15 protein-coding genes are annotated in these 17,475 nt (G+C 73.6%); 6 read left to right on the top strand and 9 right to left on the bottom strand.

Annotation, left to right across the window (positions count from 1 at the left end; all coding sequences use genetic code 11):
- Window positions 1-49: 49 nt before the first annotated feature.
- Window positions 50-2,488, bottom strand: a complete 2,439-nt coding sequence (locus ACF07V_RS08670) for a glycoside hydrolase family 3 protein (RefSeq protein WP_392152470.1) — start codon at window positions 2,486-2,488, stop codon at window positions 50-52.
- A 162-nt stretch (window positions 2,489-2,650) separates the two neighbouring features.
- On the opposite strand from ACF07V_RS08670, the gene ACF07V_RS08665 reads away from it, so the two are divergent.
- Window positions 2,651-3,238 carry a TetR/AcrR family transcriptional regulator gene (locus tag ACF07V_RS08665; protein ID WP_392152469.1) on the top strand — a complete coding sequence of 196 codons (588 nt, stop codon included), beginning with the start codon at window positions 2,651-2,653 and terminating at the stop codon, window positions 3,236-3,238.
- Here ACF07V_RS08665 and ACF07V_RS08660 read toward each other — a convergent pair.
- Window positions 3,235-4,032, bottom strand: a complete 798-nt coding sequence (locus ACF07V_RS08660) for an NAD(P)-dependent oxidoreductase (RefSeq protein WP_392152467.1) — start codon at window positions 4,030-4,032, stop codon at window positions 3,235-3,237. The two genes, ACF07V_RS08665 and ACF07V_RS08660, sit on opposite strands and share 4 nt — an antisense overlap.
- A 58-nt stretch (window positions 4,033-4,090) precedes the next feature.
- Here ACF07V_RS08660 and ACF07V_RS08655 point away from each other — a divergent pair, with 58 nt between their 5' ends.
- Window positions 4,091-4,999, top strand: coding sequence for a LysR family transcriptional regulator (locus ACF07V_RS08655; protein ID WP_392152466.1), 909 nt, complete (start codon window positions 4,091-4,093; stop codon window positions 4,997-4,999).
- A gap of 32 nt (window positions 5,000-5,031) precedes the next feature.
- Window positions 5,032-5,763: a carbon-nitrogen hydrolase family protein gene (locus ACF07V_RS08650; RefSeq protein WP_392152465.1), complete on the top strand. Its 732-nt coding sequence runs from the start codon at window positions 5,032-5,034 to the stop codon at window positions 5,761-5,763.
- Between the two features lie 223 nt (window positions 5,764-5,986).
- Here ACF07V_RS08650 and ACF07V_RS08645 read toward each other — a convergent pair whose 3' ends face one another.
- The gene (locus ACF07V_RS08645) at window positions 5,987-8,176 is read right to left on the bottom strand and encodes a M4 family metallopeptidase (RefSeq protein ID WP_392152463.1); all 2,190 of its coding nucleotides are present in this window, start codon (window positions 8,174-8,176) and stop codon (window positions 5,987-5,989) included.
- A 137-nt stretch (window positions 8,177-8,313) separates the two neighbouring features.
- Between ACF07V_RS08645 and ACF07V_RS08640 the strand changes: the two genes are divergently transcribed.
- The gene (locus ACF07V_RS08640) at window positions 8,314-9,276 is read left to right on the top strand and encodes a LysR family transcriptional regulator (protein ID WP_392152462.1); all 963 of its coding nucleotides are present in this window, start codon (window positions 8,314-8,316) and stop codon (window positions 9,274-9,276) included.
- 31 nt (window positions 9,277-9,307) lie between these two features.
- Here the strand turns inward: ACF07V_RS08640 and ACF07V_RS08635 are convergent, their stop codons facing one another.
- The 5 genes from ACF07V_RS08635 to ACF07V_RS08615 form a co-directional block, all read right to left on the bottom strand.
- Window positions 9,308-10,126 carry a pectate lyase gene (locus ACF07V_RS08635; protein WP_392152460.1) on the bottom strand — a complete coding sequence of 273 codons (819 nt, stop codon included), beginning with the start codon at window positions 10,124-10,126 and terminating at the stop codon, window positions 9,308-9,310.
- 11 nt (window positions 10,127-10,137) lie between these two features.
- Window positions 10,138-10,968, bottom strand: a complete 831-nt coding sequence (locus ACF07V_RS08630) for an EI24 domain-containing protein (RefSeq protein ID WP_392152458.1) — start codon at window positions 10,966-10,968, stop codon at window positions 10,138-10,140.
- Between the two features lie 42 nt (window positions 10,969-11,010).
- Window positions 11,011-12,765 carry a serine/threonine-protein kinase gene (locus ACF07V_RS08625; protein ID WP_392152456.1) on the bottom strand — a complete coding sequence of 585 codons (1,755 nt, stop codon included), beginning with the start codon at window positions 12,763-12,765 and terminating at the stop codon, window positions 11,011-11,013.
- 115 nt (window positions 12,766-12,880) lie between these two features.
- Entirely contained in the window at window positions 12,881-13,303 is a 423-nt protein-coding gene (locus ACF07V_RS08620; protein WP_392152454.1) for an organic hydroperoxide resistance protein, read from the bottom strand.
- A 65-nt stretch (window positions 13,304-13,368) separates the two neighbouring features.
- The gene (locus tag ACF07V_RS08615) at window positions 13,369-14,388 is read right to left on the bottom strand and encodes an NADP-dependent oxidoreductase (protein WP_392152452.1); all 1,020 of its coding nucleotides are present in this window, start codon (window positions 14,386-14,388) and stop codon (window positions 13,369-13,371) included.
- Window positions 14,389-14,493: 105 nt separating this feature from the next.
- Here ACF07V_RS08615 and ACF07V_RS08610 point away from each other — a divergent pair, with 105 nt between their 5' ends.
- Window positions 14,494-14,928 (top strand): MarR family winged helix-turn-helix transcriptional regulator, encoded by a 435-nt coding sequence (locus ACF07V_RS08610; protein WP_392152450.1) that lies wholly within the window; start codon window positions 14,494-14,496, stop codon window positions 14,926-14,928.
- A gap of 13 nt (window positions 14,929-14,941) precedes the next feature.
- On the opposite strand, the gene ACF07V_RS08605 is transcribed toward ACF07V_RS08610, so the two are convergent.
- Entirely contained in the window at window positions 14,942-16,087 is a 1,146-nt protein-coding gene (locus tag ACF07V_RS08605; RefSeq protein WP_392152448.1) for a hypothetical protein, read from the bottom strand.
- 298 nt (window positions 16,088-16,385) lie between these two features.
- Between ACF07V_RS08605 and ACF07V_RS08600 the strand changes: the two genes are divergently transcribed.
- Window positions 16,386-17,450: a rod shape-determining protein gene (locus ACF07V_RS08600; RefSeq protein ID WP_392152447.1), complete on the top strand. Its 1,065-nt coding sequence runs from the start codon at window positions 16,386-16,388 to the stop codon at window positions 17,448-17,450.
- Window positions 17,451-17,475: the final 25 nt, after the last annotated feature.

Genomic DNA, 17,475 nt, shown 5'->3' with positions numbered 1-17,475 from the left:
GCCCCGGGGCGGTTGTCAGGTTCCGCCCCGGGGCCGGTCACGGGCGAGGTCAGACCTCCAGGGCGGCGGTCAGGCGCGCGTCCGTGAGGGAGTGCGCGGCGACGACCTCGTAGGCGCCGGCGACGAAGGTCCAGTCGTTCTTGTCCTCGTCCCAGATCTCGAAGGCGCGGCGGGGCAGCGCGATCTCCGTCTCGACGGTCTCGCCGGGCGCGGCCTCGACGCTCGCGAAGCCGGCGAGCCAGCGGGCGGGGCGTTCCACCGTGTCGCTGGTCGGCGCCAGGTAGATCTGGACCGTCTCGCGTCCGGTACGGGCGCCGGTGTTGGTGATCCGGACGGTGACCGTGTCGGGGGCGGCGACCAGGGACTCGTACGACCAGGTGGTGTAGCCGAGGCCGTGGCCGAAGGGGTACGCGGGGACGGCGCCGGCCTTGTCCCAGGCGCGGTAGCCGATGAAGACGCCCTCGGTGTAGTGCAGTTCGCCGTCGGTCGGGGTGACCTCGGTGACGGGGACGTCGGCGAGGGCGACGGGCCAGGTGGTGGGGAGGCGGCCGCCGGGCTCCTCGGTGCCGGTGAGGACGTCGGCGAGGGCGGCGCCGCCCTCCTGGCCGGGGAACCAGCTGAGCAGGATCGCGGCCACGTCCTCGCGCCAGGGCAGTTCCACCGGGGAGCCGGCGTTGACGACGACGACGGTGTTCGGGTTGGCGGCGGCGACGGCCCGTACGAGGTCGTCCTGGCGGCCGGGGAGGGCGAGGTCCTTGCGGTCGAATCCCTCGGACTCGACGCGTGCGGTGGTGGCGACGACCACGACGGCGGTGTCGGCGGCGCGGGCGGCCTCGACGGCCTCGGCGATCAGTTCGTCGGAGTCACGGCGGGGACCGAGGTGGACGAAGGAGAACATGACGGCCGGGAGCGGGGCCGCGAACTCCTTGTCCAGGGTGTGCAGCAGGGAGACCTCGACGGTCTCGCCGGCGGTGAGCGTGACCTTGGCGCGCTCGACCGGGGAGCCGAAGAAGGCCTCGAAGGGGTCGGTCTCGGGGCCCAGGGCCTGGACGCCGTCGAAGACGGTCTCGCCGGCGACGCCGAGGGTGAAGGCGCCGAGGCCGCGGGTGCCGAAGGCGTGCTCGCCGGACTCGCGGGGGGTGAAGGTGCCGATGACCTCGATGGAGGCGAGGGCCTCGTGGGTGACGCCCTCGGGGAGGTCGTCGCCGATCCACTGGACCTGGCCGTTGGGCAGGGAGCCCTCGCCGATGACGTTCCCGGCGGCGTCGCGGCAGCGGGCGCGGAGGGTGAAGCCCTGATCGGCGGGGGAGAGTTCCTCGCTGGGGTCGGCGCCGATCGTGTACGTCAGCGCGCCCTCGGGGAGGGCGGCGGTGAGGCCGTCGAGCGGGGAGACGACGTGGTCGGGGAAGACCTGGGCGGAGCCGCCGCCGAGGACGCGGGCGTCGCGGGCGGCGGCGCCGGAGAGCGCGACGGTGCGGCCCGCGGCGAGCGGCAGGGCGCCGTTCTCGTTCCGTACGAGGACGAAGCCGCGGCGGGCGATCTCGCGGGCGAGGGCGTCGCCGTCGATGGCGGCGGGGTGCTCGGTGACGACGGGCGGGGCGCCTTCGAGGGCGCCGACGCGGGCGGCGAGCCGCAGGACGTTGCGTACGGCCGTGTCGACGGCGGACTCCTCGACCTCCCCGGCTCGGACGGCGGCGGCGAGGGCCGGGCCGTAGACGGTGTCGGGGCCCGGCATGGCGACGTCGAGGCCGCCCGTGATGTCGGCGGTGGTGGAGCGGGCGGCCATCCAGTCGGAGACGTTGTAGCCGTCGAAGCCCCACTCGCCGCGCAGGACCTCGTTCACGAGCTGGTGGTGCTCGGTCATCGTCACGCCGTTGACCTGGTTGTAGGCGGTCATGATGCCCCAGGGGTGGGCGTTCTTGACGATGGCCTCGAAGGGGGCGAGGTAGAGCTCGCGGAGCGGGCGCGGGGCGATGCGGTTGTCGACGGTGAAGCGGTCGGTCTCGGCGTCGTTGGCGACGTAGTGCTTGACGGTGGTGCCGACGCCGCCGTCCTGGACGCCCTGGACGTAGCCGGTGCCGACGGCGCCGGTGAGGTACGGGTCCTCGCTGTAGGCCTCGAAGTGGCGGCCGCCGAGCGGGGTGCGGTGCAGGTTGACCGTGGGCGCGAGGAGGACGTGGACGCCCTTGCGGCGGGCCTCCTGGGCGAGGAGCCGGCCGGCCCGGCGGGCGAGCGCGGGGTCCCAGGTCGCGGCGAGGGCGGTCGGGGACGGCAGGGCGATCGACGGGTCGTCGGCGGTCCAGCGGACGCCGCGGACGCCGATGGGGCCGTCGGACATGACCAGGGACTTCAGCCCGATCTCCGGCAGGGCGGGCAGGGACCACATGTCCTGGCCCGCGAGCAGCCGGGTCTTGGCGTCCAGGTCGAGCTTGCCGAGCGCCGCCTCGACGACGGTGTTCCTCACGGTCTCCGCGCTGGTCTCCGCCATGGCCGTACCTCCTCGTTGACGTACCGAATGACCCCGATGCGCCCATCGTGCACCCACCTACCTGTAGATCGGTAGGTGACGTAATCATTCCGTTACTTCACGGTCGTCGCGAGGGGGTACGGTCCTGTCGGACGGACGAACCTGCGAAAGGGGGCCACGGCGATGGTGCGGGCCAGAAGCGAGGAGCGGCGCGCGGACATCCTGCGCGCCGCCCTCGAAGTGATCGCCGAGCGCGGCTACCGGGGCGCCACCCTCGGCTCCGTCGCCGAACGCGTGGGGCTGACCCAGCAGGGGCTGCTGCACTACTTCCCGACGAAGGAGGCGCTGCTCGTCGCGGTCCTGGAGGAGCGCGACCGCTGGGACACCAGCGGGGGCCGGGACCGCGAGGGCTGGCGGCTCGACCTCCTGGAGTCCCTCGTCGAGTACAACGCGATGCGGCCGGGGATCGTGCAGACCTTCTCCGCGCTGCTCGGCGAGAGCGTCACCGACGGGCATCCGGCGCGGGAGTTCTTCACCGAGCGGTACACACAGGTGCGGGCCAACATGGCGGACGTGCTGCGCCTGGAGTTCGGCGAGCGACTGCCGGGCGGCCTCACCCCGGAGCGGGCGGCGCCGCTGCTCACGGCGGTGATGGACGGCCTCCAGTACCAGTGGCTGCTCGACCCGTCGGCGGTGGACATGCCGGGCGCCTTCCGCGACTTCCTGCGACTGCTGGGCGGATCGGGGGACGGCCCCGAGGGGCTCGGCTAGCGGGCGACCGCCGCCAGGTCCTCGCCCAGGAGGGCCGGGTCCGTGGTCAGGAGGTGGTGGACGGCCTCCAGGACGGGGAGCTTCGCCGCCGACACGGCCAGGGCGACGTCCTTCGCGGCCAGGGCGACCGGGAAGTACGAGCCGGTGGCGGTGGCCCGGGCGACGGCGCCGGACAGGGGCCCCGCGCCGAGGGTGCGCAGCGCGAGCTCGCGGGGCAGCCCGAGGGAGCCGGCGAGCGTGAGGGCCTCGGCGACCAGGGCGACCCCGCCGATCGCGGCGTTGATGAGGACCAGCTTGAGGGCGGCGCCGGTGCCGGGGCCGCCGCAGGGCGTGACCGTGCCGAGCCGGTCGAGGACGGTGGCGACGGGCGCGGTGTCGCCGCCCGCGAGGATGAGGAGTTCGCCGCTCGCGGCCCGGTCGATGCTGCCCATGACGGGCGCGTCGATCAGGGTGACCCCGGTGGGGAGCCGGGCGGCGAGGGCGGTGACGGTGTCGGGGCCGACCGTCGAGGTGTCGACCCAGTGGGTGCCGGGGCGCAGGGCCGGGATGAGCTCGTCCGCGACGGCGAGGGCGGCGGCGGGGTCGGCGAGCATCGTGACGACGACGTCGGCGTCCCGCACGGCCTCGGCGGGGGTCGCGGCACGGACGGCGCCGTCGTCGACGAGGGCGTCGGCCTTGGCGGCCGTGCGGTTCCAGACGGTCAGGGGGTGACCGGCGTCGAGGAGCCGGCGGGCCATGGGCAGGCCCATGGATCCGAGGCCGAGGAAGGCGATCTTCTGCGGGGTGTTGTCCATGCCGTCGACGCTAGGACCGGCCCCGTCATGCGACAAGCGAATGTCTAGCATGGTTGCCATGCCCCGTTCTCATGGCTTGCACGAGGTGTTCCTCGCCGTCGCCCGCGCGGGTTCCTTCACCGCCGCCGCCCAGCTCCTCGGCTACACGCAGTCCGCGGTCTCGCGCCAGGTCCAGACCCTGGAGGACGAGGTCGGCGCCGAGCTCTTCGAGCGGCTGCCGCGCGGGGTGCGGCTGAGCGAGGCGGGCCGGGTCCTCGTTCCGCACGCGGAGGCGGTCCGGGACAGACTGGCCACCGCCCGGGCCGAGCTGGAGGCCCTGCGTTCCCTGGACGGCGGACTGCTGCGGCTCGGCTCCTTCTCCAGCGCCACGGCCGCCCTGGTGCCGGGCGCCCAGGCCGCGTTCCGGGAGCGGCACCCGGGGGTGACGGTCAGCCGTCTCGAAGGGCCCTCCGTGAAGCACCTGCGCCTGGTGGCCGCCGGGGAGGAGGACCTCGCGGTGGTCAGCCCGCCGCAGGGCACTCCCCCGCCGCCGGGGGTGACCCTGCACCACCTGCTGGACGAGCCGATGCTGGTGGCGCTCGCACGGGGGCACGCGCACGCGGGGCGGCGGGCCGTGCGGCTCGCCGAGCTCGCGGACGAGGAGTGGATCGTCGGCAACGAGCGCCTGGAGGACACCCTGTTCCGCCCGGCGGTGGCGGCCGGGTTCCGCCCGCGCACCGGTCTCCTTGTCCATGACTGGATCGCCAAGCTCGGCGCGGTCGCGGCGGGCCTGGGCGTCACGCTGGTGCCGGCGCTGGCGGCGGCCTCGGTCCGCCCGGACGTCGTGCTCGTCACGATCCACCCGGAGGACGTCCCGTACCGCCGGATCTGCGCGGCCACCCCGCCGGCCCCCACGGTCGCGGCGAACGCCTTCCTCGCCGTCCTGCGCGAGACGGCCCGGCAGCTAACAGACTCAACCCCTTATTGACCCTTACAGGCCGGCGCGAGAGGATGGCGGTCATGATCGTCGCAGCCACCCAGTTCGCCCCGGTCGCCGGGGACATCGACGCCAACGTCCGTACGATCGCCGGCCTCGTCGGGGCGGCCGGGGCGGAGGAGGCCCGGGTCGTGGTCTTCTCCGAGCTCTCGCTCACCGGGTACGAGCCGTCCCTGATCCGGGACACGCCCGGTCTCGCCCTCGCCGAGGACGACCCCCGCCTCGACCCCGTGCGGGAGGCCTGCCGGGCCGCCGGCGCGGCGGCCGTGGTCAACGGGCCGGTGCGGACGGGTGGTTCGGGCGGCTCGGGCGGCTCGGGCATCGGGATCACCACGCTCGTGATCGGTCCCGACGGCTCGCTCCTCGCGCGCTACGACAAGCAGCACCTGTACGGGGTCGAGGCCGAGGTCTTCGAACCGGGCTCCGCCGACGGGCGGTTCGCGCTCGACGGGGTCCGCTTCGCCCTGGCCACCTGCTACGACAACCGCTTCCCCGAGCTCGCCGAGCGGGCCGCCGCCGACAACTGCGCGGTGTACCTGGCCAGTTCGGTGCTCGGCGCCGACAACGACTCCTTCGAGAAGGTGTATCCGGCGCGGGCCCGGGACTTCGGTCTTTACGTGGTGCTCGGCAACGTCCTGGGGCCCAACGAGGACGGGGTGGGCTGCGGCCTGGCCGGGGCCTGGGGTCCGGACGGCGGGCGGATCGCGGACGCCGGTTCCGAGGAGCCGGGGTTCGTCCTCGCCGAGGTGGGCTGAACGCGGAGGAAGGGCCGACCGGTGAAGCGCCGGACGGCCAGGGGCCGGGACGGTGAAGCGCCGGACGGCCAGGGGCCGGGACGGTGAAGCGCCGGACGGCCAGGGGCCGGGACGGTGAAGCGCCGGGACGGTGAAGGGCCGGGCGGTCGTGGGACATACGACCGTCCGGCCCTCCGGGGAGGCCGTCGCGGAACCCCCGGTCCGCGACGTCACCCCGCCCCCGTTACGGGGCGCTCAGGCCCAGCGTGTACGCGCCGGAGCCGCTGTACGCGTGGACCACGTAGCGGTAGTAGCCCGCCGTGCCGTAGTAGCTGGTGTCCTCGTCGGCGCCCGCCGTGCCGCCGACGGCCACGTCCGCCCAGGCCGACCCGTTCCACTTCTGCAGGTACAGGTCGAAGTCGGTGCCGGCCGGACCGCGCAGACAGCCCACGTGGGTGCCGGAGGTCGCCGAGTAGTAGTACGAACCGTCGGGCTGGGCCTCGGCCTGACCGTCGGCCAGGGTGCCCTGGTAGGTGTACTCGGTGGTGCCGCAGCCGGTGGGCGGCGTCGTGCTGCCGACCGACAGCTGGTAGGTGACCGTGTGCGTGGCGGAGCCCGTACCGGTGACGGTGATCGGGTACGTGCCGTTCGCGGTGCCCGCGGCGACCTGGACGGTCATCGTGGACGAGGAGCCCGAGGTCACCGAGGCGGGGCTGAAGGAGACGGTGACCCCGCTCGGGGCGCCGCTCGCGGAGAGCTGCACGGTCTGCGCGCTGCCGCCGGTGGTGGAGGTGTTCACCGTGGAGGTGACGGAGGCACCCGGCTGCACCGAGCCCGAGGACGGGTTCAGGGCGAGCGAGAAGTCCGGGGTGGTGGTGCCGCCGCAGTCGGTCTCACCGGACTGGGCGGGCACGCCGACCGCGTTCCAGGCCGCCTTCACGGCGTTGCACTCGGCGCTGCCGTAGGTGTTCTTGGCGCTGGTCAGGGTCGCCCTGCGGGCGGCGGGGTGGTTCCAGGAGGAGGTCTTCATGAGCAGGGCTCCCATGAAGATCTTGCCGGCCTTCTGGATGCCGATGCCGGTCACCGAGGAGGGCCCGCCGGAACATATCGGGCTGCTCGGCTTGCCGCCGCCCGGGTTGGAGCCCTCGGCGAGCAGGTAGAACCAGTGGTTCTGCGGGCCGGCCGCCGCGTGCACCTCGGTGCCGGAGGTCAACTGCGGGTAGCAGTTGGGGGCGTTGTCGGCGAGCGAGGGGTTGTACATGTAGCGGATCGGCTTGTTGTCGCCGAGGAAGTTCAGCTTCTCGCCGACCGTGTAGTCCGGGGTGTCGTTCGGGTTGTTGGCGTAGTGCTCGGTGAGCGCGCCGAAGATGTCGCCCGTCGACTCGTTCATGCCGCCGTTCTCGTTGGACGAGCCCGAGCTGCCCGGCGTCCGGTCGAAGATCTCGTGGCCGTACTCGTGCGCCACGACGTCGATGCCGGTGAGCTGCATGGTGCCGTTCTGGTTGCGGCCGTACGTGGTCTTCGTACCGTCGTAGTACGCGTTGACCTCGCCGAGTCCGGCGCGGGCCGGGACCATGCCGCCCTGCCCGTTCTGGCCGTTGTAGCCGAACCACTCCTTGAGCATGGAGTGTTCCTTCTGCGCCGCGTACATGATGTCGACGCAGGCGGTCACCAGATCGTTGGCGGTGCCGTTGCCCCACGGCGAGGAGCCCGTGTAGGCGCTGCCGTTCTGGCCGCCGCACTTGAAGCCGGAGCGGGTGGGGTCGGTCATCGAGGTCGCGGCGGTGTCGATGGTGACGTTGCCGTTGTGGTAGCCGCGGCCGTCGGCGTGCAGGATCTTGTCGGTGGCGCGGGCGACGGACCCGGTGCGCGCGTCGACGAAGGTGTCGAGCGAGCTGGGCGCGTCCTGCGCGGTCCGCCCGACGACCAGGGTGTGCCAGGTCAGGACGGCCTTGCCGCCCTTCAGGAGCACGGTCAGCTCGGGGGCGCTCGCGCTCTCGACCGAGGCCAGCTGCTTCCGGGCGGTGGCGAGGGCCGCGTCGGCCGTCACCTTCGCCTTCGTGGAGAGCCTGATCGCGGGGGCCGGGGCGCCGGTGACCTCGCGGACCTTGCCGGAGCTGTCGGAGACGACGACCGCGTCGCCGCCGACGACCGGGAGGCCGCGGTAGGTGCGCTCGTACGAGGCGTAGTACAGGCCGTTCGCCCAGGGGGTGACGGACGTCCGGACGAGGTCCTCGTCGGCGCCGTGCCGCAGCTCGTCGAGACCGCTGCTCGCGGCCTTGTCGGCGGCGGCGAGGGCGAGCGCCTTGCCGTGGCCCGGGGGTACGGGCTGGGCCTGCGGGGTCGCCGCGGTCGCCGGTCCGACGAGGGCGGTCGCGAGGCTCGCCGAGAGCGCCAGGGCGGCCACGGCCGCCGTGAGTCTGGTCGGGTGCAACGTCGTGCTCCGTTCAAGGGTGGGGGAGACGGATCGTCGCGCCGAGTATGGGCGTGGACATGGCCAGTTCGGGACATCTCACGCGGCATAAGACGCGGGTTATGGTGCGCCCGTGCGCCGCTGCGTACGCTGCTGAAATGCAGCTGGAGTTGAGGCATCTAGAGGCCGTCTGCCGGATAGCCGAAGCGGGCAGTCTGGGCCGGGCGGCCGGGCGGCTCGGGGTCTCGCAGCCGGCCCTCTCCGCGCAGCTCCGCCGCATCGAGCGGGTCGCGGGCGGGGAGCTCTTCCTGCGCGGCCGGCACGGCGTGGAGCCCACCCCGCTGGGCGAGTTCGTGCTCTCCAAGGCGCGGCTCGTGCTCGGCGAGATGGACGCGCTGGCCGCCGGGGCGCGGGCCGTCGCCCCGCACACCCCGCTGCGGCTCGGCTGCATCCTGCTCGTCCTCGTCGACCGGCTCCTCGGGGAGCTGGAGGAGGTCATGGCGGGGCAGGAGATCGCCGTCACCGTGGAGCACTCGGCGACGACGCTGACCCGGCAGCTGGGCGCGGGCCGGTACGACGCCGTGCTGTACGGGGAGGTCAACGACCACGAGGTGCCGCTGCCCGAGGGGATCAGCGCCCGCACCATCGTCCCCAAGGAGCCTTTCTGCGTGCGGCTCTCGGCGGCGCACCGGCTGGCGGGCCGGGAGCGGATCGCGCTCGCCGAGCTCGCGGGCGAGTCCTGGATGACGCTGGTGGAGGACGACGACGGCGGCCCCGAGGCGCTCGTCGCGGCCTGCGAGAAGGCCGGGTTCACGCCCTCGCTGCGGCACCGCGTCGCCGACCGCAAGATGCACTACGACCTGATCGCGGCGGGCCGGGCGATCTCGATGAGCCAGCCGACGGCCCCGGCGGCGGAGGGCACGGTCCTGCGCCCCCTGGAGGGCGACCCGGTGACGGGGCGGATCCGGCTCGCCTGGAACCGGGCGGCGGTCTCCGCCCCGCAGGCGGAGCTGCTGTACGGGGCGGCGGCCCGCGCCTATCTGGCGAACGTCGACAACAACGCCTTCCACCGGGCCTGGTGGGACGCGCGACCGGAACTGCACCCGGTCCTGCGGGTCTGAGACGGCCCGAGAACCGGGTGCTCCTCCCGGATCAGTCGTACGAGAGGTCCCCGGCCGCGTAGCGGCAGGTGGTGCCGTCCGGGCCGGTGCCGATCTCCGTGGGCTCCTTGCCGGTGTTGTTGCCGGTGAAGCGGGTGCACGGCTTGATCTTCTTCTTCGCGTCGCCGTGGATCCGGATGTTCCGCAGGGTCGCGGTGTCGCCGTAGTTGGCGTTGACGCCGACGATCGACTTGCCGGGGGCGGTGACGTCGACGTCGTTGACCAGGATCGTGCGCGCGTACTGCTTCCTGCAGTTGCCGCAGGAGCGGACGAGCTTGCCGAAGTCGGCGACCTGGAACCTGGTCACGACCAGCTTGCCCGCGCCGTTGAACTGGAAGACCTTGTCGGAGGCGCTCTTCGCGCCGCCGCCGTGGACCGCGTACACCGACGAGGCCGAGGTGCCCTTGAAGGTGGCGGCGTCCTCGCCGACGTTCTCCCACCAGACGTTCTGCAGGGTGCAGCTGCCGAGGCAGTGGACGCCGTCGGCGGCCGGGGTGCCGATGATGACGTTCTTGAGGACGGCGCCGTCCTTGAGGACGAACACCGGCTTCTGGCTCTCGTCCTGGCCGTCCGAGCCCAGCTCGCCGGTGCCGTGGAAGCGCTTCAGCTTTCCGTCGTACGTGCCGGAGACCTCGATGGTCGTGGCGACCGGCCTGCTGCCCTTCGCCGCCGGCCAGGCCGACACGGCGCCCGCCGCGCCGGCCGGGGCGAGCAGGGAGCTGGTGACGACGGCCGCGCCGGTGATGCCGAGGGCACTGAGACCGCCGATGACCGCGCGGCGGCGGCCCGTCTTCCGCTTGTGGGACGTCATGTGTTCCTTCTTCAGTGGGGGAGGTGATGCACCCCCTGGTCGCCACCGGAGGAAGGAAGGTTGCCGCCTTCTTGATCGTTCTCGTCGGAGTCCTCGTCGCCGGACGTCTCACCGCGCAGGTCACGGGCCATCAGGGTGGCTCCGGCGACCGCTCCCGGCATGAGGAGGACGGCGACGAACGGCACCAGGAAGGCGAGCGTCAGCGGAACGCCGAAGCCCAGGGCGGCCATCCGGCGCCCGCGGAGCAGCCGCAGCCGCTCCTTGAGCTCGACGCCCCGGCGCTGGAGCGCGACGGCCGTCAGCTCCTCGGTGAGGAAGAAGCCGGAGACGCAGAAGCCGATGGCGGGGACGACGGTCTGGCCGACGACCGGGATGAACCCGCAGGCGAAGAGCAGGATTCCGTAGAGCGCGACCCGCAGCAGGATCCGCAGGCTGTCACGGGCCGAGATCCACAGCTCCCGCCAGAGCGGCAGGCCCGACTCGGGGACCTCGCCGCCCTCGCTGCGGTCGACCTCCTCGGAGAGCGACTCGTAGAAGGGCTGGCCGACGAGGAGGGTGACGGCGGTGAAGGTGATCACCGCGAGGAAGAGCCCGAAGACGAAGACGAGCGCCGTCAGGGTGGAGCGGAGGACACCCTGCCAGGGCGAGCCCCAGTCGTCGGCGAACGGCGTCGCCCACGCGGCCAGGTCGTCGGCGCCGTAGCCGAGGCCGACGAGCGCGCCCACGTAGAGGACGAACGTCACGAGCCCGGGCAGCAGCCCGAAGCCGAACCACCGCCCGTGCCGCCCGACCCACTTCTGGCCCTGCAACAAGTACCTGAAACCCGCCCCGAGATCACGCATGGGAGCCACCCTATCGGTGCCTCCGGGGGGCGCCGGTGCAGGTCAGCCGCCGGTCGTACGGAAGGAGTCGAGGGCCGTGGCGAAGTGCCGGCGGGCCTCGTCGGCGCGGCCGACGGGGGCCGAGGCCCACAGGTCGTACAGGGTCCCGGCCTGCTCCCAGCAGAGGTCGACGGTGTGCCGGGGGCCCTCGGCACCGGTGAAGCCGTCCCAGGTGAACTCCCAGCGGGCGGCGGGCAGCCCCTTGTGCCTCGTCTCCTCGACCAGGGCGTCGCGGTAGCCCTTGTTGGTCCTCGGGCCGGCCGCGTCGGCGGTACGCATCGCCCCGATCGCCCCGCCGGCCGGGATGGCCCGGATCCTGATCCCGACCCAGACGCCCCCGTCCCCCGTCGTGTAGAAGACCCGCTCGCCGTCGGTGGAGCGGCGCGCCCCGGCGGGCACGGCGAGGGTGAAGCCGCGCTCGTCCTGGACGGCGGTGTATCCGGCGGGTACGGGGGCGGGCGCGGGCGCGGGTGCCGCGGAGGAGCTCCGCGGACCGGTGGGCGAGGCCCCCGCCCCCGCGGGCGGCTCGTCGCGACCGGCGAGCAACACGGCCACGGTCACCGCCGCGACGGAGGCGGCGACGGCCGCGACGACGAACGGCAGCGCGAGCCCGCCGCGGCGGGAGGGGCCGGCGGGGTGGTCGCCGGGGTGGGCGGGGCCGGCGGGGTGGTCGCCGGGGTGGGCGGGGCCGGCGGGGTGGTCGCCGGGGTGGGCGGGGCCGGCGGGGTGGTCGCCGCGGCGGGAGGGGCCGGCGGGGTGGTCGCCGGGGTGGGCGGGGCCATCGGGGCCGGCCGTCCCGGCGGGGCTGCCGGAAGCGAAGGGACTGCCAGGAGCGGCGGGGCTGCCGGGAGCGGCGGGGCTGCCGGGGCCGGCGGGGTGGTGCTGGGGCTCCGGGATGGTGTCCTGCGCGGTCGGCGGGTGGAGGTCCGGCGCCGTCCGGGGTTCGGCCGCGCACGCGGCGAGCAGACGGCGGGCCTCGGCGGCGCCCAGGCGGCGGGCCGGGTCGCGTTCGAGGAGGCCCTGGACGACGGGGACGAGCGGTCCCATCCGTGCGGACGGCCGGATCTCCTCGTACACGATCGCGTGCAGGACCGCGCCGATCGAGTCCCGGCGGAACGGCGAGGCGCCCGTCGCCGCCGCGCAGAGCAGCGCGCCGAGCGACCACAGGTCGGAGGCGGGTCCCGCGTCGTCGCCCCGCATGCGCTCCGGCGCCGTGTACTCCGGCGTGCCGATGAAGACCCCGGTGCGGCTGAGCGTCGTCGCGCCGGGGAGGCTGGCGATGCCGAAGTCGGTCAGTACGGCCCGGCCGGTGCCCTTCTCCAGGAGGACGTTGGCGGGCTTCACGTCCCGGTGCAGGACGTCGCGGGCGTGGGCGGCGGACAGCGCGTCGAGCATGTCGAGCCCGAGCCGCGCGGTCTCGCGCGGGGACAGGACCTCGCCGGCGGCCAGCCGGTCGGCGAGCGAGCCGCCGTCGACGAGCTCCATCACCAGGGCGGGCTGTCCCTGGTGCTCGACGACGTCGTGGACGACGATGACGTGCGGGTGGCGGACCTGGGCGACGACCCTGGCCTCCCGCAGGGCGCCCGCCGGGTCGGCGCCGGAGTCGAGCGCGAGCGTCTTGACGGCGACCTGGCGTCCGAGCAGCTCGTCGGTGGCCCGCCGGACGACGCCCATGCCGCCCTGGCCGAGCCGCTCGCCGAGGCGGTACCGCCCGCCGATCAGCTCGTGATCGCCCTGTTCCGACCGGTTGTTCGACACACTGGCTCCCCCCGTCCGCAGGACACGGACATGATGCCGCAGCCCTCCGTACGCGGCGAGGACCGCACCCCGGTCGGTCGGGGTGCGGTCCTCGCACAGTGTGCGCGTCCGTGACTCAGACGGCGAGCTCGACCGTGATGTTGCCGCGGGTCGCCTTGGAGTACGGGCAGACCTGGTGGGCCTTCTCGATCAGGCTCTTGGCGGTCTCGGCGTCCACGTTCGGGATGGTCGCCGAGATCTTGACGATGATGCCGAAGCCGTCGTCGTTCTTGCCGATGCCGACCTCGGCGGTGACCGTCGAGCCGGAGACGTCGGCGTTCTCGTTGCGGGCGACGACGCCGAGCGCGCCCTGGAAGCAGGCGCTGTAGCCGGCCGCGAAGAGCTGCTCGGGGTTGGTGCCCGCGCCGGAGCCGCCCATCGCCTTGGGCGGGTTCACGACGACGTCGAGCTGACCGTCGTCGGTGGCGACCCGGCCGTCACGGCCGTTCTCGGCGGTGGCGACGGCGGTGTAGAGAACCTCGGACTGCTGGATGGACATGCTGATGTCTTCCTTCTTCACTCCGCCGACGACTCGCGCCCACGATCGCGACGGCTGAGGGAAGACTAGCGGGTCGCCGAGACGATCATCTTTCCGGTGTTGTCGCCGCGCAGCAGGCCGAGGAAGGCGTCCACGCCGTTCTCGATGCCCTCGACGAAGGTCTCGCGGTGCTTCAGCTCGCCCGAGGCGAGCCAGCCGCCGACCTCCTGGACGAACTGGTTCTGCAGGCCGTAGTGGTCGCCGACGAGGACGCCCTGGAGCCGCAGCCGCTTGCCGATGATCATCGCCATGTTGCGCGGGCCCGGGACCGGCTCGGTGTCGTTGTACTGGGCGATCATGCCGCAGATGGTGGCGCGGCCGTGCACGTTGAGCGAGGAGATCGCGGCTTCGAGGTGGTCCCCGCCGACGTTGTCGAAGTAGACGTCGATGCCGTCCGGGGCGGCCTCGCGGAGCTGGTCCTTGACCGGGCCGTTCTTGTAGTTGAAGGCGGCGTCGAAGCCGAGCTCCTCGACGAGGAACTTGACCTTCTCGTCGGAGCCGGCGGAGCCGATGACCCGGGAGGCGCCCTTGAGCTTCGCCATCTGGCCGACCTGGCTGCCGACGGCGCCGGCCGCGCCGGAAACGAAGACGGCGTCGCCCTCCTTGAAGGAGGCGACCTCGAAGAGGCCGGCGTAGGCCGTGAGGCCGGTCATGCCGAGCACGCCGAGGTAGGCGGAGAGGGGGGCGAGCGCCGGGTCGACCTTGGTGGCGCCCTTGGCCGGGACGTCGGCGTACTCGCGCCAGCCGAGGCCGTGCAGGACGTGGTCGCCGACGGCGAAGCCCTCGGCGTTGGAGGCGACGACCTCGCCGACCGCGCCGCCGTCCATGGGGTGGTCGAGCTGGAAGGGCGGGATGTACGACTTCACGTCGTTCATCCGGCCGCGCATGTACGGGTCGACGGAGAAGTGCAGGTTGCGCACGAGGATGCGGCCCTCGGCCGGCTCGGTGACCGGGGTCTCGCGCAGGGCGAAGTCGGCCGGCACGGGCCAGCCGTGCGGACGGGCGACGAGGTGCCACTCACGGCTGGACGCGGGAAGAACGGACATGAGCACGGCCTCCAGAAAAGCTTGAGATCACAAAAGGTTCACTACCTCAAACAACCATGCGCCTGGATATTTCATGTTGTCAAGTATCTGGGTAGACTGATCCCCATGGCCACCTCACGCACGGACCCCCTGACCCTCGAAGTCGTCGAGCTGATCGGCACGGTCGTGGCGCGCTACTACGAGGAGTACGAGCAGGCGGCCGCGCAGCACGCGCTGACCGGCGCCCAGGCCCGGGTCCTCGGCCTGCTCTCGCTCGATCCGCTGCCGATGCGCCGCATCGCCCAGAAGCTGAAGTGCGAGCCCTCCAACATCACCGGAATCGTCGACCGCCTGGAGGCCCGCGGCCTGGTCGAGCGCCGGCCCGACCCGGACGACCGGCGGATCAAGCTGGCCGTCCCCACCGACGAGGGCCGGGACACCGCCCGCCGGCTCCGCGAGTCCCTCGACTTCGCGCGCGAGCCGCTCGGCGAACTGACCGAGACCGAGCGGACCCTGCTCCGGGACCTGCTGAAGCGGATGCTGGGCGAGGACGTGGCCTGAGGCCGGCCCCGCGCTACACGCACCACCAGAGGAAGCGGGTGCACGTCGGCTCCGGGGTGGGCGTCGGGCTCTGACTCGGCGTGGGGCCGGTGGTCGACGGTACGGGACCGCCGGGCGTCCCCGACTCGCTCGGCGTCGCGCCGCCCGCCGGCGCGGACGGGGTCGCGGTGGGCGTGCCGGAGGGCGAGGTCGGGCGGACAGTCGGTGCGCCGCCGCTCCCGTGGCCGGTACCGGTCCCCGAGCCCGTACCCGTACCGGATCCCGTGCCCGAGCCCGTACCGGATCCCGAGCCTGAGCCCGAGCTCACCTGGCGGGGGCGTGCCGCGACGGAGCTCGGCGCGTCCGTCGCCGGGGACGGGCTCGTCCCCTCCGGCGTCTCGGAGGCCTCCACGGGAGGCGGAGACATCGGGGTCTCGGTGACCTCCAGCTCCTCGACGGCCGTGGCGGCGCCGTCCTGCGGCGGATCCTCCAGGGCGAGCTTCGCCAGGGTCAGCGTCCCGGCCGCGAGGACCAGTCCCACCGTTCCCACCAGGACCGTGCGGCCCCGGCGCGCGCCCCTCCCCCGCCGCGCGGCGGAACGGCCCCGCGCGGCGGCACGGTCCTGCGCGGCGCCACGGGCGGCCCGGCGCCCGCCGGGAGCCGGGCGCGGCGGTTCCAGGACGTCCAGCTCGTAGACGTGCTCGGGCGCGGGCCGGTCGGACTCGTCGTGGTCCTCCGGCGCGTCGGGCGTCACCGGCACGTCCGGCGTCAGGGGCGATTCGTAGATCGCGGGGCGCATCGGATCGCCGTAGACCGCGGGGCCGGTGGGCGCACCGTAGACCGCGTGCTGGTCCGGCGTCTCGTAGACCGCCGGCCCGTTCGGCGCACCGTAGGCCGCGGGGCCGTTCGGGGCACCGTAGACCGCCGGCCCGTTCGGCGCACCGTAGGCCGCGGGGCCGTTCGGGGCACCGTAGACCGCGGACCCGGTCTGCCCGCCGTACATCGCGTGCTGGTGCGGCGTCTCGTAGGGCGCGGGCCGGGTCGGCCCGCCGTGGCTGCGGTCCGGGGTGTGGACCGGTATGTGGGGGGTCTCGTACCGCAGTTCCTCGACGGGAGTCCCGCACCCGGCACAGGCGAGGGCCCCGTTGAGATGCCGCCGGCACGCGTGGCAGTAGTCCATGGGGCCCGCAGGCTATGCGGCCCGGTGCGGCGTCAGGTAGGCGCGGAAGTGAGGATCCTGTGTGGAAACCGCAGGTCGTCGGCGGTGCGCCGTGATTCTCCCGCTTCGGGAAGGATCGCCTCCGGCCCCCTCCTCACACGGAGTACGGCCTCCAATACCGCCCGCACCCCGGGGCAGGCCCAGCCCCGGGCGGCGCAGCCCAGCGCGCGCCGCGCCGCGGACGGCCGGACGATGCGAACAGGACCGCGCATCGCGACCCGCCTCGCCCGTGCCAGCACCGCACTCCGGAGGATCCGCCGTGACCGTCAGCCTTGAGCAACTGCGTCGTTGCCATGTCGCCGTCGACCTGGGTGCCGCCCGCACCCGGGTCTACGTCAAGGGCGCCGGACTCGTCGTCGACGAGCCGAGCGTCGCCGCCGTCAACACCCGTACGGGAGCGCTGATCGCCGTCGGCGCCCTCGCCGAGAAGATGACCGGCCGCACCCCCGACTACATCCGGGTCGTGCGCCCGGTCTCGGGCGGCACCGTCGTCGACATCGAGATGGCGCAGCGGATGCTCCGTCACCTCCTCGGCGAGAAGCTGCGCCGGCAGCTGCGCCGCAAGCCCCGGCTGCGCGCGGCGGCCTGCACCCCGCACGACAGCGATCCGCTGGCGCAGCGCGCCGCCGTGGAGACCCTCGTCGGTCTCGGGGCGCGCCGGGTCGAGCTGGTCGACACCCTGATCGCGGCGGCCGTGGGGTGCGGGCTTCCCGTCGAGCAGCCGACCGCGACGATGATCCTGGTGTGCGGGGCGGCGACCACGCAGGTCGCGGTGCTCTCGCTCGGCGCGATCGTCACGGCGGAGCGGATGCCGGTCGGCGGCGACGCCATCGACCACGCCGTCATCCAGCACCTGCGCCACCACCACGAGCTGATGCTGCCGAGCCAGTCGGTGCGCCCGCTGCAACTCGCCCTCAGCGGCAACGGGCTGACGACGCAGGGACCCGCCTGGACGGAGATCCACGGCCGTGACGTCGCCACGGGCCTGGCCCGTTCGGTGACCGTCGACACGGCCGCCGTACGGGACGCCATCCACACCCCGCTGACGGCGGTCCTCGACGGCATCGGGAAGGTGCTGCGGGACTGTCCGCCGGACCTGGTGGCCGACCTCGCGGACCGCGGGATCATGATGGTCGGCGGCAGCGCCCTGCTGCCGGGCCTGGACCAGATGCTGCGCGAGGCGACCGGGATGCCGGTGCACATCGCCGAACGGCCGGACGTGTGCGCGGTCCTGGGCCTCGGCGCGATGCTGGAGGGCAAGGTGCAGCCGATGGTCCTCGACCCGCTGTCGGAGCGGGACCCGCTCGCCGACGACGAGGACTGAACACCCCAAACGGGATGTTTCGTAC

The organism is Streptomyces sp. NPDC015661, from assembly GCF_043077765.1.
In the GTDB taxonomy this organism is placed as follows: domain Bacteria; phylum Actinomycetota; class Actinomycetes; order Streptomycetales; family Streptomycetaceae; genus Streptomyces.
This window is presented reverse-complemented; position numbering and strand designations above follow the sequence as displayed.

What these genes read in the sequence shown, in the direction of transcription:
- ACF07V_RS08620 (WP_392152454.1), bottom strand. Translation starts at nt 13,303, where the DNA reads ATGTCCATCCAGCAGTCCGAGGTTCTCTACACCGCCGTCGCCACCGCC.
- ACF07V_RS08655 (WP_392152466.1), top strand. Translation starts at nt 4,091, where the DNA reads ATGCCCCGTTCTCATGGCTTGCACGAGGTGTTCCTCGCCGTCGCCCGC.
- ACF07V_RS08605 (WP_392152448.1), bottom strand. Translation starts at nt 16,087, where the DNA reads ATGGACTACTGCCACGCGTGCCGGCGGCATCTCAACGGGGCCCTCGCC.
- ACF07V_RS08660 (WP_392152467.1), bottom strand. Translation starts at nt 4,032, where the DNA reads ATGGACAACACCCCGCAGAAGATCGCCTTCCTCGGCCTCGGATCCATG.
- ACF07V_RS08615 (WP_392152452.1), bottom strand. Translation starts at nt 14,388, where the DNA reads ATGTCCGTTCTTCCCGCGTCCAGCCGTGAGTGGCACCTCGTCGCCCGT.
- ACF07V_RS08670 (WP_392152470.1), bottom strand. Translation starts at nt 2,488, where the DNA reads ATGGCGGAGACCAGCGCGGAGACCGTGAGGAACACCGTCGTCGAGGCG.
- ACF07V_RS08650 (WP_392152465.1), top strand. Translation starts at nt 5,032, where the DNA reads ATGATCGTCGCAGCCACCCAGTTCGCCCCGGTCGCCGGGGACATCGAC.
- ACF07V_RS08640 (WP_392152462.1), top strand. Translation starts at nt 8,314, where the DNA reads ATGCAGCTGGAGTTGAGGCATCTAGAGGCCGTCTGCCGGATAGCCGAA.
- ACF07V_RS08635 (WP_392152460.1), bottom strand. Translation starts at nt 10,126, where the DNA reads ATGACGTCCCACAAGCGGAAGACGGGCCGCCGCCGCGCGGTCATCGGC.
- ACF07V_RS08610 (WP_392152450.1), top strand. Translation starts at nt 14,494, where the DNA reads ATGGCCACCTCACGCACGGACCCCCTGACCCTCGAAGTCGTCGAGCTG.
- ACF07V_RS08630 (WP_392152458.1), bottom strand. Translation starts at nt 10,968, where the DNA reads ATGCGTGATCTCGGGGCGGGTTTCAGGTACTTGTTGCAGGGCCAGAAG.
- ACF07V_RS08665 (WP_392152469.1), top strand. Translation starts at nt 2,651, where the DNA reads ATGGTGCGGGCCAGAAGCGAGGAGCGGCGCGCGGACATCCTGCGCGCC.